This window comes from Rhodoferax sp. BLA1 (genome assembly GCF_013416775.1).
Lineage (GTDB): Bacteria > Pseudomonadota > Gammaproteobacteria > Burkholderiales > Burkholderiaceae_C > Rhodoferax.
This window is the reverse complement of sequence record NZ_SZVI01000001.1, coordinates 162,670-177,982: the sequence shown is the minus strand read 5'-3', so window position 1 is coordinate 177,982 and position 15,313 is coordinate 162,670. Positions and strand designations below refer to the sequence as shown.

Below are 15,313 nucleotides of genomic sequence, written 5' to 3'. Positions count from 1 at the left end.
ATGCATCCAATAGCCACAAGCCAACTTAACCTTATAGGAATGTCAATGAACGCGTTAACAAAAATTGCAAGTCGTCAGGATCCCTGGGCTGGTTTTGCGACCGGTGCTTGGACGGAAAGTGTGGATGTTCGGGGCTTTATCCAGGCCAATTACACGCCGTATCTCGGCGACGCCTCTTTCCTCGAGGGGCCAACAGCACGTACCACCGCCCTCTGGGCCAAGCTGCAAGAGTTGCTGAAACAGGAACAGAAAAAGGGGGTTCTCGATGTGTCCCTGAAACCCTCCAGCATCACCGCCCATGACGCTGGCTACATCGATCAAGACAAAGAAATCATCGTTGGTCTGCAAACCGATGCGCCGCTCAAACGCGCCATCATGCCCAACGGTGGTTTGCGCATGGTGGAAGGTGGTCTGAACGCTTTTGGTTTCGAGATGGACCCAGCAGTGACAGAGACCTGGACCAAATACCGCAAAGACCACAACAGCGGCGTGTTTGACGTCTACTCGCCAGAAATCATGAAGGCCCGCAAATCGGCCATCCTGACCGGTCTGCCCGATGCGTATGGCCGTGGCCGCATCATTGGTGACTATCGCCGTGTGGCCCTGTACGGCATCGACGCGCTGCGTGCTTTCAAGAAAGCCTCGTTCCACGAACTCGACGGTGTGGAGTTCACCGAAAGTGTGATTCGTTTGCGCGAAGAGGTCTCCGAGCAATTCCGTGCCCTCGACGAGCTCAAACAAATGGGTGCCAAGTATGGCTTTGACCTCGGTCGCCCGGCAGAAAACGCCCGCGAAGCCGTGCAATGGACCTATCTGGCTTACCTGGCTGCGGTCAAGGAGCAAAACGGCGCCGCCATGTCGATTGGCCGTGTCTCAACCTTCCTCGACATCTATTTCGAACGTGACCTGGCGGTTGGCCTGATCAGCGAAAAAGACGCCCAGGAAATGATGGATGACCTGGTGATCAAGCTGCGTATCGTGCGTTTCCTGCGTACGCCAGAATACGATCAATTGTTCTCTGGCGACCCGACCTGGGTGACTGAGTCCATCGGTGGTGTGGGTGAAGATGGCCGCTCCCTGGTCACCAAAACCAGCTTCCGCGTGCTGCACACCTTGTACAACCTGGGCCCTGCACCCGAGCCAAACCTGACCGTGTTGTGGTCCGAGAAACTGCCACAAGGCTTCAAAGAATTCTGTGCCAAAACCTCGATCGACACCTGCTCGGTGCAATACGAAAACGACGACCTGATGCGTCCGTACTGGGGTGATGACTACGGCATCGCCTGCTGCGTCTCCGCCATGCGTATTGGCAAACAGATGCAGTTCTTTGGTGCCCGCGCCAACCTGGCCAAAACCATGCTTTACGCCATCAACGGTGGCCGCGACGAGCTCAGTGGTGACCAGGTGGGTCCGAAGTTCGAGCCGATCCTGGGTGACGTGCTCAACTACGACGATGTGGTGGCCAAGTTCCTGCCAATGATGGAGTGGCTGTCGGGCGTTTACATGAAATCGCTCAACGCCATCCATTACATGCACGACAAATACGCCTACGAACGTATCGAAATGGCACTGCATGACCGCGACATCCTACGCACCATGGCGTGCGGTATTGCCGGCCTGTCGGTGGTGGCTGACTCCTTGTCGGCCATGCGTTATGCCAAGGTCTCGGTGGTTCGTGACGAACGTGGCCTGGCGACCGACTTCAAGATTGAAGGTGAGTACCCGGCTTTCGGCAACAACGACGAACGTGTTGACAGCATTGCCACCTGGGCTGTTGAGACCTTCATGGGTTACCTCAAGCAACAACGCGCTTACCGCGACGCCACACCCACCATGTCGGTGCTGACCATCACCTCCAACGTGGTGTATGGCAAGAAGACCGGCAACACGCCCGATGGCCGCAAGGCCGGTCAGCCGTTTGCACCGGGTGCCAACCCAATGCACGGCCGTGACCAAAAGGGCGCGCTGGCGTCGATGTCTTCGGTGTGCAAGCTGCCCTACACCTGCTCGCAAGACGGTATCTCTTACACCTTCACCGTGGTGCCAGGCGCCCTGGGCCGCACCGAAGGTGAACGGGTCAAGAACCTGGCGGGCATGTTGGATGGTTACTTCGAGAGCAATGGCCACCACATCAACGTGAACGTGTTGGACCGTGAAACCCTGTTGCATGCGATGGACCATCCCGAGCTGTACCCGCAACTGACCATCCGCGTGTCAGGCTACGCGGTGAACTTCATCAAGCTGACGCGTGAGCAGCAACTCGATGTGGTGAATCGCACCTTCCACGCCGGTCACTGAGGTCGGTTGGAGGTCTTCCGCCGCCATCCTGTATAGATGGCGGCAAGTCACGGGCGAGGGTGAGGGCGTGTTAGTGCCGCCTGGTCACCCAACACATATCCAAGTGCCCGTGACCGCTATGACTGGCTGGGCTGCGTCCAGCCAAAGTCGCTTGACCTGTCGGCGTTTGCTCGTCCCGGCTGGGTCAAGCCCTTTTCACTAAGAGGAAAATCACGTGTTAGCTGATACCGTTTCTGCCAAACAAGCCGCTTACCTGGTGCTCAACGCCGGTTCGTCGAGCCTGAAATTCTCGGCCTTCCGCCAAAACGCACAGGGTGACGACCTGGAAACTCTGCTGTCTGGGCAGATTTCAGGCATCGGCAGCGAGGCCCGCTTCGAAGCCAAAAGTGCCGACCGCCGCCCGCTGGGTGCCCATACCTGGAACGCCAAAGACTCCGATAACCGCGACACCCTGCTCCAGTATGTGCTGGACTGGCTCGGCACCACCCTGGTCGACTACGACATTGTGGCTGTGGGCCACCGCGTGGTACATGGTGGCATGAACCTGGGTCAGCCGATGCAGGTGACCCCGACCTTGCTCGACGAGCTCGACAGCCTGGTGCCCCTGGCCCCGCTGCATCAGCCACACAATGTGGCGCCGATCCGTATCCTGGCCAAGAACTTCCCTGATCTGAAACAGGTGGCTTGTTTTGACACCGCTTTCCACAGCACCCAGCCAGCCATGGCGCGCCACTTTGGTCTGCCCCAGGCGCTGACCGACGAAGGTGTCTGCAGCTACGGCTTTCACGGCCTGTCCTACGAATACGTGACCAGCCATTTGCGGGAAACCCGTCCCGATTTGGCCCAGGGCCATGTGGTCATCTGCCATCTGGGCAATGGCTCCAGCCTGTGTGCGGTCAAGGGCGGGCAGAGCATGGATACCTCGATGGGTTTCTCGGTGCTCAACGGCGTGCCAATGGGCACCCGCAGCGGCAGCATCGACCCCGGTGTCTTGTTCTATCTGATGCGCGAGAAGAACATGGGACTCGAAGCGCTCGAAGACCTGCTGTACCGCCAGTCCGGGTTGCTCGGCATTTCCGGGATTTCGAACGACATGAAGGTGCTGCAAGAGTCGAGTGAGCCCGCAGCCCAGAAGGCCGTGGACTTGTTCTGCTTCCGCGTGGCCAAGGAAGTGGCGGCCATGGCCGCGTCCATGGGCGGGCTTGATGCGCTGGTGTTCACCGCCGGCATTGGTGAAAACTCGCCAGAAATCCGTGCCGCTGTGGTTCAACAACTGGCCTGGCTGGGTGTCAAGGTCGATGCCGCTGCCAATGCGAAAAAGGCCTATGACATCTCTGCCGCTGACGCCAAGGTGCCGGTGTTCATTGTTCCGACCAACGAAGAAAAAATGATCGCCAAACACACCATCCGGGTGCTGGGGCACACATTGGGCCAAGCCTGAGTTTTCCACCAAAGAACCCAAGGCCGGGCTGATCAGCCCGGCCTTGTCACCACACGACTGTCATGTTCAAAAACACTGAGGACGGATGCTCTCCCAAGCACCATGCTGAGCACGCCAAAAGCTCGGCCACTCCCGGCGCAAGCGCCGGTTTCTCCATGGACCCCTTGCTGCCCGATGCCGTTGCCCTGGCGGCTGAAGATGTGGGCGTTAAAAAAGCCAAGTTGGCACCTTGGGTCTTGTTCGGCCTGGCTATCCTGGGCGGTGCCTTTGTTGCCCTGGGTGGCCTGTTTGCCACGGTCACCATCTCTGGCGCAGCAGACCACCTGCCTTTTGGGGTGATGCGGCTGTTGATGGGGGCCACTTTTTCGCTCGGGCTGATCCTGGTGGTGATTGCCGGGGCGCAGCTTTTCACCAGTGACGCCTTGATGGTGATGGCCTGGGCCAGTGGCCGCGTGAAGACCGGTCACATGTTCCGTGTCTGGGTCACCGTCTGGCTCGGCAACTTTGTCGGGGCCCTTGGCGTGGCGACCTTGGTGTTCCTCTCGGGGCAGTACACCTTTGGCCACGGTGAGGTGGGGGCTTCTGCTTTGTACTTTGCAACAGCGAAGAGTTCGCTACCACCGGTGAATGCGTTTTTCCTCGGCATTCTGTGTAATGTGCTGGTGTGTTTGGCGACCTGGTGTGCGATGGCCGCGCGCAGCATCGGTGACAAGATCATGGCCATGTTTCTCCCGGTTGCGGCATTTGTTGCCGCCGGGTTCGAACACTGTGTGGCCAATATGTATTTCATTCCGATGGGCCTGTTCATCGAATGGTGGGCACCGGACTCGTTCTGGGCTGATCTGGCCAGCCACGGGATGGCCCGGCCCAGTATTCAGGTTGACCACTTTGCGATCAACATGGTTGCTGTGACCTTGGGCAACTGGGTGGGGGGCGCCTTGCTTGTGGGTGGGGTGTACTGGGCGATTTACCGCCGCGGCCAGCCGAGCAAGGCGGCGACGCAGAAAAGCAGCTTCAAAGACGCCTGATCAGGGCGTAGAACCCGGGCCACATGGTTGCAGAACCCATGTGGCCGGGTGACGCAAGGCATCTGCCAGTAAAGTTAAGCCCATGAGCCTTGCTTCCATCGAACTGATCCTGACCCTGCTGCAGCAGACCTGTGTTTACCTGGTCATTGCCTACCTGCTGAGTCGCACCCGCATTTTTATCCCGCTGATGCACGTCACCATCCGGCTGCCGCACCGGGTGACCTGTTATGTGGTGTTCTCGCTGTTTTGCATCATGGGCACCTATCTCGGTCACAGGATCGACGATTCGATTGCCAACACACGCGCCATCGGCGCCGTTCTCGGTGGGGTTCTGGGCGGGCCGTCGGTGGGGCTGGCTGTGGGGTTCACCGGTGGCCTACACCGGTATTCGCTGGGCGGGTCTTCGGCGTTTGCCTGCATGGTCTCTACCGTGGTGGAAGGGCTGATTGGTGGTCTGTTTCACCTGTACATGATCCGGCGCGGGCGTTTTGGCACCCTGTTTCGGCCGGTGCCGATTGCGCTGGTGACCTTGTGTGCCGAAATAGCGCAGATGTCGATCCTGCTCTGGCTGGTGGAGCCTCCCGAGGTCGCCAGACATCTGGTTGAGCAGATTGCGGTGCCGATGCTGCTGGCCAACTCACTCGGGGCGGGTCTGTTCATGCGTATTTTGCTGGACCGGCGCCAGCTCTACGAGCGCCAGTCGAGCGTGTTTTCGACCAAGGCGCTGGCGATTGCGGCGCGGGTGGAGGGGCTGCTGCGCTCGGGTTTCAACAGCGACACCAGCCACCAGGTGGCCCGCATCATTTACGAAGAAACCGGGGTGGGTGCGGTCGCCATCACCGACACCCAGAACCTGCTGGCCTTCATCGGCATCGGCAGCGACCACCATTTGCCAGGCACACCGATCAATTCGGCGTTGACACAACGGGCCATCGCCAACAACGAGGTGGTTTATGCCGATGGCAACGAGGTGGCCTACCGCTGCTCCATCAACCCCAAGTGCCCGCTGGCGGCCTCGCTGATCATCCCGTTGCTAGGTGAGGAAAACCATGTGATTGGCACCGTCAAGCTGTATGAGCCCCGCACCCGTCTGTTTTCCACCATCAACCGCGCCTTGGGTGAAGGCATTGCTCGGCTGCTCTCCAACCAGATTCTGGCGGGCCATTACATGCGCCAGCGCGAGTTGCTGGCGCAGTCCGAGATCAAGTTGTTGCACGCCCAGGTCAACCCGCATTTTTTGTTCAACGCGCTCAACACCTTGTCGGCCGTGATCCGGCGCGACTCGGAGCGAGCCTGCCACTTGGTGCTGAACCTCTCGACCTTTTTCCGCAACAACCTCAAACGCCCCAGCGAAGAGGCCAGCCTGAGTGAGGAAGTCCAGCATGTGACCGCTTACCTCGAAATCGAGCAGGCACGCTTTCTCGGCCAGCTGGTGCTGGACTTTGACATCCCGGACGGTTTGCGCCATGTTCGTATGCCCGCTTTTTCTCTGCAGCCGATTGTCGAAAACGCCATCAAACACGGCACCTCGCAGTTGCTGGGCATTGGCCGCATCCGGATATCGGCGCGGGCGCAGGACGAGATGCTGCTGCTCAGTGTCGAGGACAACGCTGGCCTGTATGTGGAGCCCGCCCCAGGCACCGGCAGCGGCCTGGGTATGCACCTGGTGCGTCGGCGGATTGCCACCCGTTACGGCCCGGCCTACGGGTTGGAGGTGAGCTGTGAGCGTGAGGTGTTCACCCGCGTCACCCTGCAACTGCCGCTGGCACCCAGCGAGGTTTCAACCACCATGGAGGTGTACCCGGCATGAAAGTCCTGATCATTGACGACGAGTTGCCCGCGCGCGAAGAGATTGCCAGGCTGTTGGGTCAGGAGAGCGACATCGAGATCCTGGGCCAGTGCAGCAACGCCATCGAAGGCATCTCGGCCATCCACCGGCTCAACCCCGAGGTCATCTTTCTCGACATCCAGATGCCGCGCATCAGCGGGCTGGAGATGCTGGGCATGCTCGACCCCGAGAAAATGCCCAGCGTGGTGTTCCTGACCGCGTTCAACGAATACGCCTTGCAGGCCTTTGACCAGAACGCCTTTGACTACCTGCTCAAACCGATTGACCCGGCGCGCCTGGCGCTCACCTTGCAACGCCTGCGACGTGACCGCAAGCCCAGCGCCGCCCTGTTTACCGCAGCGGCACCGCTCAAACAGATCCCGTGTCCGGGGCATCAGCGGGTGTTGCTGATCAAGATCGACGACATCGAATACGCCACCTCGCGCACCGCCGGTGTGTATGTCACCACGAACGAAGGCACGGAACACTTCACCGAACTGACCTTGCGCACCTTGGAGGAAAAAACCCCGTTTCTGCGCTGCCACCGGCAGTACCTGGTCAACCCCGAGCAGATCCAGGAAATCAGCTTCCTGGAGACCGGCGCGGTCGAAATCCTGACCCGCCACAAACGGCGCATCCCGGTCAGCCGCCGTTTGCTCGGAGAACTCAAGGAAAAACTGGGCCTGCCTTGAGTCAAACTGGGTGTTGTGCCGTCGGTGTGGCAGAAGCGCTTCAGACTACAATTTTGGCGTTGGGGTACCGCTTTTCTTCTTCCCAACCCTGCCCGGTACAGCGCGGGGTTGAAGGAGAGGTATGCCATGCATTCCCAAACACTCGCCTGGTTGTTGCTCGCAGCCAGCATCGCGGCCGAAGTGGCCGGTACCCTTGCCTTGCCTTGCGTTATGCCGATGGGTTCACGCGGCTGTTGCCATCACTGGCCGTTGGCGCGTTGTATGCGCTGGCGGTCTGGTTGATGTCTGTGTCAGTGCGGCAGCTTGAGATGGGCTTGGCCTACGCGGTATGGGCCGGTGTTGGCACCGCGCTGACCGCCATGGTGGGCATGTTGTGGTTCGGCGAGGCCTTCCATGTTGCACGGCTGATGGGTCTCGCATTCATCGTGCTTGGCGTGGTCTGCCTGAACCTCAATCTTTGATAGATCCGCTTCATAGCCCGATCTCCACACATGTCTTGCCTCTGGCGGGTGTCTGCCCGCATCATGACGGGGCCATGTCCAGCGAAGAAGCCGCGTCGGCGGCCGTTTCGCGCGTCAGCGGGTTGTGGATGTGGACGATACGGACAACATCGGGCTGTTCGACCAACACGCAGGTTTTGCCGGTGCGTTTGCAATGGTCCTGCACGCGCCAGTACGCACCGTGGCTGAGGCAGCCAGTCTGGCAAATTACCAGATCAGCGGCAACCAGGCTGTTTTCGAGGCTGGCCAAGTCGTCAACTGGCGCGACATCTTCGGGACTACCGAGGGCGCTGGCGCGCACCGGGGGCGGGAAGTCGTCGCTGGCCGCCACACGTTTTGCCAGACCACCTTGCTGCCAGTGAAACCGCTCACGCATCAAGTCCTGGATGCGTGCGAGCAGTGTGTCCACGTGTCGCGACAGCGAGACCCGTCTGGGCAGACCGGGCATGGTGGCCTCCAGTTCGGCGCGATCCTCGCGTGCCCATGCCAGCGTGGTGTCGCGGACGATAACCGCCGCGCGCAGGCGCATGACCTGGGCACTTAGCTGATGGATGGTGATGGCCTGTGCCTGCACCAGATTGCTGCAGCGTGTCTGAATCTGGCCGCAGTGACGCATCAGCGCATGGTGTTCACTGATCAATTGGTCCATGTCGTGTGGGTTCAGGTTCATGGGTGCCCCGATGCGTGGAGGATGGCGTGGTGTCTTTCTCAAACCGTTATCTTGGGCTTGTGGGCGGCCTGTGCCAGATTGAGTGGGGTAATTTGGCTCATGTTTTGATTGTAAATGACAACAGTTCTCATTTGAAGACAATGCTGATCCGGTGCATTGAGGGCGCTTGACGTGCTGCACATGGCCAATATCAGCGGCGTGATCCCTCGCCAACAGGCGGTCCGAGGCTGTGTAAGGACACTGGCCAACTGCGCCAAATGGGACAATAGCGCCGCTCGCCTGAGCTGCACCGGCTTCTGAGGTCCAAGTTATAAGCTTTTTTGGCCTCCAGCCCTTATGTAAAAAGGGCGAGTAGCTATCAAAATATCAGTAGACCACCTTGTCCATCACCTCCATTCTCCAAGACGTCTTTGGTTACCAGGCCTTTCGCGGGCCGCAACACGAGATCATTGAACACGTCACGCGCGGCGGCGACGCGCTGGTGCTGATGCCCACCGGGGGCGGTAAAAGCCTGTGTTACCAGATCCCGGCGATTGCGCGCCAGCAGGCCGGGCAGGGCATCACGGTGGTGATCTCGCCGCTGATTGCGCTGATGCACGACCAGGTCGGCGCCTTGCATGAGGCCGGTGTCAAGGCCGAGTTCCTGAACTCCACGCTGTCGTTTGAGCAGGCCAGCCAGGTCGAGCGCCGCCTGATGCAGGGCGACATCACCCTGCTGTACGCGGCCCCCGAGCGGGTCACCACACCGCGTTTTCTGGCGCAACTCGACGCCTTGCAAGAACGTGGGCATTTGAGCCTGTTTGCGATTGACGAGGCCCATTGTGTGAGCCAGTGGGGCCACGACTTCCGGCCCGAATACCGCGCGCTCACCGTATTACACGAGCGCTACGCCAGCGTGCCGCGTATCGCGCTGACCGCGACCGCCGACGCGCTGACCCGTGCCGACATCATTGAGCGGCTGCAACTGCAGGACGCACGCCTGTTCATCAGCAGTTTTGACCGGCCCAACATCCGCTACACGATTGTCGAGAAGCGCGAAGCCAGCCAGCAATTGCTGCGCTTTATCCGCGACGAACACATGGGCGACGCCGGTGTGGTGTATTGCCAGTCGCGCAAAAAGGTCGAGGACACGGCCGAGCTGTTGTGTGACAACGGCATTGCCGCTTTGCCTTACCACGCCGGGCTGGATGCCAAGGTGCGCCAAGCCAACCAGGACCGGTTTTTGCGGTCTGAGGGCATTGTGATGGTGGCGACCATCGCTTTTGGCATGGGCATCGACAAGCCCGACGTGCGGTTTGTGGCACATCTGGACATGCCCAAAAACATCGAAGGCTACTACCAGGAAACCGGTCGCGCCGGGCGCGACGGCGAGCCTGCAGACGCCTGGATGTGTTACGGCTTGCAGGACGTGGTGAACCAGCGCCGCATGATCGACGAGAGCCCGGCCGAGGAAGAGTTCAAACAAGGCCTGCGCGGCAAGCTGGATGCGCTCTTGGGCCTGGCCGAAGCCACCGACTGCCGTCGTGTGCGACTGCTGGCGTACTTCGACGAGACCTACGAAGCGCACGCCGACGCGCCGGGCCGTCCCAAGCTAGGCACGGCCCCCTCGGGGGGCAGCGCAGCACACGAAGTGGCAAGCGTGGGGGCCAAGTGCTGGAATTGCGATAACTGCCTGCAAGCGCCTGAGGTCTGGGACGCTACTGACGCCGCGCGCAAGCTGCTGTCCACCATCTACCGTGTGCAGCAGATGAGCGGTTTTGGTTTTGGTGCCGGGCACATTGTGGACATCCTGCGTGGCAAGGTTACCGAGAAGGTGACACAGCGCGGCCACGAGGCGCTCAGCACTTTTGGCATTGGTGCCGATTTGAGCGAGACCCAATGGCGCAGCGTCTTGCGCCAATTGCTGGCCATTGGCGCGGTGGCGGTGGACGCACAGGCGTTCCAGACGCTGGCGCTCACCGAAACCTCACGTGCGGTGCTCAAAGGGGAGGTGCCGATCCGCCTGCGCCAGGCGCTGGCCAAGCCTGAGCGCAAGTCGCGCCGCAGCGGCAGCCCCGGCAGCACGGCCAAAGCCCCGGCAGTGCTGGACGCCGCCCAGCAACAGCGCTACGCCGCACTCAAAACCTGGCGCGCCGAAGTCGCCAAAGAGCACAACCTGCCCGCTTATGTGATTTTTCACGATGCCACGCTGGTGGCGATTGCCCAGACCGCGCCGCAATCGCTGGAGCAACTGCAAGGCATCAGCGGCCTGGGGGTGCGCAAGCTGGAGGCCTACGGCGCGGCGGTGCTGGAGGTGATTGAGGCCCTGGAAGCGGGCTGAGTTTGATGCCAAAAGCCGATTCAGCCCTTATATGTAAAGGGCTAGTAGCTATTGATTAAGTAGTTTTCCGGTGGCCACCGTGCGCCGGATCAAAAACTCTCCCAGTCCCCTTCTTCGCTGGCGGCTGTCTTGGGCGTTTTGGCAACCGGTGCAGCAGGCCGCGCCGGGGTGGCGCTTGCCGCAGGAAGCCGGGCCATGGGGGTATTGCGCGCCTTGCTTGCTGCTGTTGTGCTCAGGCCCGGTCCTTTGATCTGAGCTGGCGCTGCTGGTGATACCCGCACCGGCGCTGTGTTGCCCATGTTGCCTGTACCGCCACTGTCCCCCGCCCCCAGCTTGAACACCGCCACCGTTTGCACCAGGTCATGTGCTTGTGAGCGCAGGCTGCTGGCCGCAGCGGCCATTTCTTCGACCAAAGCCGCGTTTTGCTGGGTGGCTTGGTCCATTTGTGTCACTGCCTCACCCACCTGGCTCACGCCTTGGCTTTGTTCGTTGCTGGCGGCGCTGATCTCGCCCATGATGTCGGTCACGCGTTTGATCGAGGTCACCACCTCGGTCATCGTGCTGCCAGCCTTGTCCACCAAGGCAGTGCCTTGTTCGACCCGTTCCACACTGTTGTTGATCAGCAGTTTGATTTCCTTGGCGGCTTCGGCACTGCGCCCAGCCAAGCTGCGCACTTCTGAGGCCACCACGGCAAAACCACGGCCCTGTTCACCGGCGCGGGCGGCTTCGACAGCAGCGTTCAAAGCGAGGATATTGGTCTGGAACGCGATACCGTCGATGACACTGATGATGTCCGATATTTTGCGAGACGCTTCGTTGATGCCTTTCATGGTGTCAACCACCTGGGCAACAACTTCACCACCTTGCACCGCAACGGTAGACGCACTCAGAGCGAGCTGGTTCGCTTGACGAGCGTTGTCCGCGTTTTGTTTGACGGTGGAACTGAGCTGCTCCATGGACGCGGCGGTTTCCTGCAGCGCACTGGCTTGCGATTCGGTGCGACTGGAGAGGTCCTGGTTGCCCTGGGCGATCTCGGAGCTGGCGGTGGCCACGCCCTCGGCATGTTGGCGCACGCTGATCAGCACCGCTTGCACTTTTTCTGCAAATTGGTTGAAGCCAGCACCAATGGCAGCCAGTTCATCGTTGCCGCTGACCGGCACGCGGTGGGTCAAATCCCCATCACCTGCACCCACGTCTTCCATCGCGTCGCGCAGGATCGGCAGGCGTTTGAGCAGGCTGCTCAGCAACGCGGCAATGATTAACACGGTAACCACCGCCAGCACCAAGCTGCTGATGATGGACGACCACATCATGGCGTTGACACCCGCCAGCGCTTCGCTGGGCTGCAAAGCCACCAACAGAACCCAGTCGGTGCCCGGGATGGCTTGCGCCTGGATCAGCCGCATTTCGTGGTTGATCTCCAGTTCCTGCAGGCCCTCACTCTGGATGAGTGATTCCACGTTCCGGCTGGCCAGCGCTGGCGCCAGGTCAGACAGGGGTTTGAGCAGCAAGGCGCCGTCCTCATGCACCACAATGCGCCCGTCTTTGGACACCACCATGCCGTAGGTGCCTGGTGTGGGGCGAATGGAGGCGATGTTGTGAACCACCGCGTCCATCAGCACGTCGGCTGCCGTCACCGCCTGCAACTGGCCGCCAGACTGGATGGCCGAGGCAAAAGTGATCAGCAGCTTTTTGCTTTTGGCGCCGATGTAGGGATCAGTCACCACCGGGCCGGTGGCGGCGGCTGCCTTTTTGTACCAGGGCCGGGCGGTTGGGTCGTACTCTGGAGCCTGGACCCGTGAATCAGAAAAAACATACCGTTTGTCGGGGTAGCCGATGTACACGGTGTCAACGTCGCCCGCAATTTTGGCGTCTTGCAAAAAGGGAACGGGGTCTGCCTCAGCGACTCGGCCTGCCACAGATTTGACCACCTGGTGCTTGCTCGCCATCCAGTCCGCCACACCCACCGCATGGGCATGAGCCAGGGCCCGGGTCTGGTCAGCCAAGGAGGTCAGGGCGTTTTGCCGGGCCATCCACAGATTGGTCGCGCTCAGGACCAATAGCCCCAAAAGAACCAGGGCGCCGGTGACGCCGACCACTTTGCCACGTAAGGTACGAAAGAATGAAAACATGGTGAAGAGCCCTCAGTTCAGGAAAAATGTCAAGAACGCCTATTTTCGCAATCCAACAAGGCTAACAAGGTTATTGTGCTGCACTTCTTCATGTGTTTTAGCACAAGCAGATGGGCCAACCACTATCGGCCAAGTTGGGTAACGCGACCAGGGTTGATTGTGTGTAAAAAGACGAGATAGCCCTTATGTGTAAAGGGCTGGTAGCTATTGATTAAGTAGTTGTCCTGTGGCCACTGTGCGCCGGATCAAAAACTCTCCCAGTCACCTTCTTCGCTGGCGGCTGCCTTGGGCGCTTTGGCAACCGGTGCTGCGGCGCGTGCCGGTGTTGCATTGGCTGCGGGCAGTCGCGCTTGGGGACGGTGTGTTTTGCTGGCAACTGCTGGCCGTGGTGCAGGCCCTTTGATGGGTGTCGCTGTTGTTGGCTGGACCCGCACGGCTGTCGTGTGGATGCCACCCAAGCTGCTATCCCCCGCCCCCAGCTTGAACACCGCCACTGTTTGCACCAGATCTTGCGCCTGGCTCCTCAGGCTGCTGGCCGCTGCGGCCATTTCTTCGACCAAAGCCGCGTTTTGTTGCGTGGCCTGATCCATCTGTGTGACGGCTTCACCGACCTGGCTCACGCCTTGGCTTTGTTCATGGCTGGCGGCGCTGATCTCGCCCATGATGTCGGTCACGCGTTTGATCGAGGTCACCACCTCGGTCATCGTGCTGCCAGCCTTGTCCACCAAGGCAGTGCCTTGTTCGACCCGTTCTACGCTGTTGTTGATCAGCAGTTTGATTTCCTTGGCGGCTTCGGCACTGCGCCCGGCCAGGCTGCGCACTTCTGAGGCGACGACTGCAAAACCACGACCCTGTTCGCCAGCGCGGGCGGCTTCTACCGCAGCATTCAGGGCCAGGATGTTGGTCTGGAAGGCAATGCCGTCGATCACGCTGATGATGTCGCTGATCTTTCTTGACGCTTCATTGATACCCTTCATGGTGTCCACCACCTGCGCGACGACTTCACCACCTTGCACCGCCACTGTCGAGGCACTCAGGGCCAACTGGTTGGCCTGGCGCGCGTTATCCGCGTTTTGTTTGACGGTGGAAGACAGCTCTTCCATGGAAGCCGCTGTTTCCTGCAGCGCACTGGCTTGCGATTCGGTGCGACTGGAGAGGTCCTGATTGCCCTGGGCGATCTCGGAGCTGGCAGTGGCCACGCCCTCGGCATGTTGGCGCACGCTGATCAGGACGGCCTGTACTTTTTCGGCAAACTGGTTGAAGCCCGAGCCAATAGCCGCCAGTTCATCGTTGCCGCTGACCGGCACGCGGTGGGTCAGATCCCCATGGCCTGCACCCACGTCATCCATCGCATCACGCAGGATCGGCAGGCGTTTGAGCAGGCTGGTCAGCAACGCGGCAATGATTAACACAGTGACCACCGCCAGCACCAAGCTGCTGATGATGGACGACCACATCATGGCGGTGATGCCGGCCAGGGCCTCATCGGGCTTCAATGCCACCAACAGAACCCAGTCGGTGCCAGGAATGGCTTGCGCTTGAACCAGCCGACTTTCGTGGTTGATCTCCAATGCCTGCAGACCTTCACTCTGAGTGAGTGAATCCATGGTCCGGTTGGCCAGCGCTGGCGCCAGGTCAGACAGGGGTTTGAGCAGCAGGGTGCTGTCCTCATGCACCACAATGCGCCCGTCTTTGGACACCACCATGCCGTAGGTTCCGGGCGTTGGGCGGATGGATGCGATGTTGTGAACCACCCCGTCCATGAACACATCCGCAGCGGTCACGGCCTGCACTTGGCCGCCAGACTGGATGGCCGAGGCAAAGGTGATCACCAGCTTTTTGCTCGCAGCGTCCACATAGGGATCAGTCACCACCGGGCCGGTGGCGGCAGCGGCCTTTTTGTACCAGGGCCGGGCGGTTGGGTCGTAGTCCGGCGGAAGATTCTGTGGCTCTGAAAAAACAATGCGTTTGTCCGGGTAGCCGATGTACACGGTGTCGACGCTGCCGGCAACTTTGGCATCTTGCAAAAAGGGAACGGGGTCGGCCTCTGCGATCCGACTCGCCACAGATTTGACCACCTGGTGCCGGGTCGCCATCCAGTCGGCCACACCCACCGCATGGGCGTGGGCCAGGGCACGGGTCTGGTCGGCCATCGAGGTCATGGCGTTTTGCCGGGCCATCCACAGATTGGTCGCCGTCAGGACCAGCAGCCCCAAAAGAACCAGGGTGCCAGTGACACCGACCACTTTGCCGCGCAGGGTATCAAAAAAAGAAAACATGGCCTAAGAACTTTCAGAGTGAAAACGAGCGTGACGAGATCCATTGTCCCAACGCGGCATGGCTGTTTTATTGCAATGCATCAAGGCTTGTTGCCATAAGTACATGAACTCATCCGCAATAGCCA

Annotated in this window: 10 protein-coding genes; 7 read left to right on the top strand and 3 right to left on the bottom strand. The window is 60.2% G+C overall.

Annotated features, from left to right (window positions below):
• The first annotated feature begins 45 nt into the window (after positions 1–45).
• The 6 genes from pflB (at position 46) to FDG13_RS00830 (ending at position 7,748) form a co-directional block, all read left to right on the top strand.
• Positions 46–2,298 (top strand): formate C-acetyltransferase, encoded by a 2,253-nt coding sequence (gene pflB / locus FDG13_RS00855; protein ID WP_180124826.1) that lies wholly within the window; start codon positions 46–48, stop codon positions 2,296–2,298.
• Positions 2,299–2,512: 214 nt separating this feature from the next.
• The gene (locus FDG13_RS00850; protein WP_370528132.1) at positions 2,513–3,739 is read left to right on the top strand and encodes an acetate/propionate family kinase; all 1,227 of its coding nucleotides are present in this window, start codon (positions 2,513–2,515) and stop codon (positions 3,737–3,739) included.
• 62 nt (positions 3,740–3,801) lie between these two features.
• Positions 3,802–4,767: a formate/nitrite transporter family protein gene (locus FDG13_RS00845; RefSeq protein WP_370528131.1), complete on the top strand. Its 966-nt coding sequence runs from the start codon at positions 3,802–3,804 to the stop codon at positions 4,765–4,767.
• A gap of 82 nt (positions 4,768–4,849) precedes the next feature.
• Complete coding sequence (locus FDG13_RS00840; protein WP_180124824.1) at positions 4,850–6,577, top strand: sensor histidine kinase; 1,728 nt, start codon at positions 4,850–4,852, stop codon at positions 6,575–6,577.
• A complete protein-coding gene (gene btsR, locus FDG13_RS00835) occupies positions 6,574–7,287 on the top strand; it encodes a two-component system response regulator BtsR (protein ID WP_180124821.1) in 714 nt (237 codons plus the stop codon). The genes FDG13_RS00840 and btsR overlap by 4 nt, the downstream gene beginning before the upstream one ends.
• 203 nt (positions 7,288–7,490) lie before the next feature.
• Positions 7,491–7,748, top strand: coding sequence for a multidrug efflux SMR transporter (locus FDG13_RS00830; RefSeq protein WP_255435014.1), 258 nt, complete (start codon positions 7,491–7,493; stop codon positions 7,746–7,748).
• Between the two features lie 61 nt (positions 7,749–7,809).
• Here the strand turns inward: FDG13_RS00830 and FDG13_RS00825 are convergent, their stop codons facing one another.
• Positions 7,810–8,436, bottom strand: coding sequence for a DUF2325 domain-containing protein (locus tag FDG13_RS00825; protein ID WP_255435013.1), 627 nt, complete (start codon positions 8,434–8,436; stop codon positions 7,810–7,812).
• 400 nt (positions 8,437–8,836) lie between these two features.
• Here FDG13_RS00825 and FDG13_RS00820 point away from each other — a divergent pair, with 400 nt between their 5' ends.
• Positions 8,837–10,777 carry a RecQ family ATP-dependent DNA helicase gene (locus FDG13_RS00820; protein WP_180124816.1) on the top strand — a complete coding sequence of 647 codons (1,941 nt, stop codon included), beginning with the start codon at positions 8,837–8,839 and terminating at the stop codon, positions 10,775–10,777.
• 89 nt (positions 10,778–10,866) lie between these two features.
• Here the strand turns inward: FDG13_RS00820 and FDG13_RS21270 are convergent, their stop codons facing one another.
• The gene (locus tag FDG13_RS21270; protein ID WP_304621503.1) at positions 10,867–12,909 is read right to left on the bottom strand and encodes a methyl-accepting chemotaxis protein; all 2,043 of its coding nucleotides are present in this window, start codon (positions 12,907–12,909) and stop codon (positions 10,867–10,869) included.
• 245 nt (positions 12,910–13,154) lie between these two features.
• Complete coding sequence (locus FDG13_RS00810; protein WP_255435012.1) at positions 13,155–15,188, bottom strand: methyl-accepting chemotaxis protein; 2,034 nt, start codon at positions 15,186–15,188, stop codon at positions 13,155–13,157.
• Positions 15,189–15,313 lie beyond the last annotated feature (125 nt).

Coding starts and splice junctions, on each gene's coding strand:
- FDG13_RS21270 (WP_304621503.1), bottom strand. CDS start 12,909: ATGTTTTCATTCTTTCGTACCTTACGTGGCAAAGTGGTCGGCGTCACC.
- pflB (WP_180124826.1), top strand. CDS start 46: ATGAACGCGTTAACAAAAATTGCAAGTCGTCAGGATCCCTGGGCTGGT.
- FDG13_RS00845 (WP_370528131.1), top strand. CDS start 3,802: ATGTTCAAAAACACTGAGGACGGATGCTCTCCCAAGCACCATGCTGAG.
- FDG13_RS00840 (WP_180124824.1), top strand. CDS start 4,850: ATGAGCCTTGCTTCCATCGAACTGATCCTGACCCTGCTGCAGCAGACC.
- FDG13_RS00825 (WP_255435013.1), bottom strand. CDS start 8,436: ATGGACCAATTGATCAGTGAACACCATGCGCTGATGCGTCACTGCGGC.
- btsR (WP_180124821.1), top strand. CDS start 6,574: ATGAAAGTCCTGATCATTGACGACGAGTTGCCCGCGCGCGAAGAGATT.
- FDG13_RS00810 (WP_255435012.1), bottom strand. CDS start 15,188: ATGTTTTCTTTTTTTGATACCCTGCGCGGCAAAGTGGTCGGTGTCACT.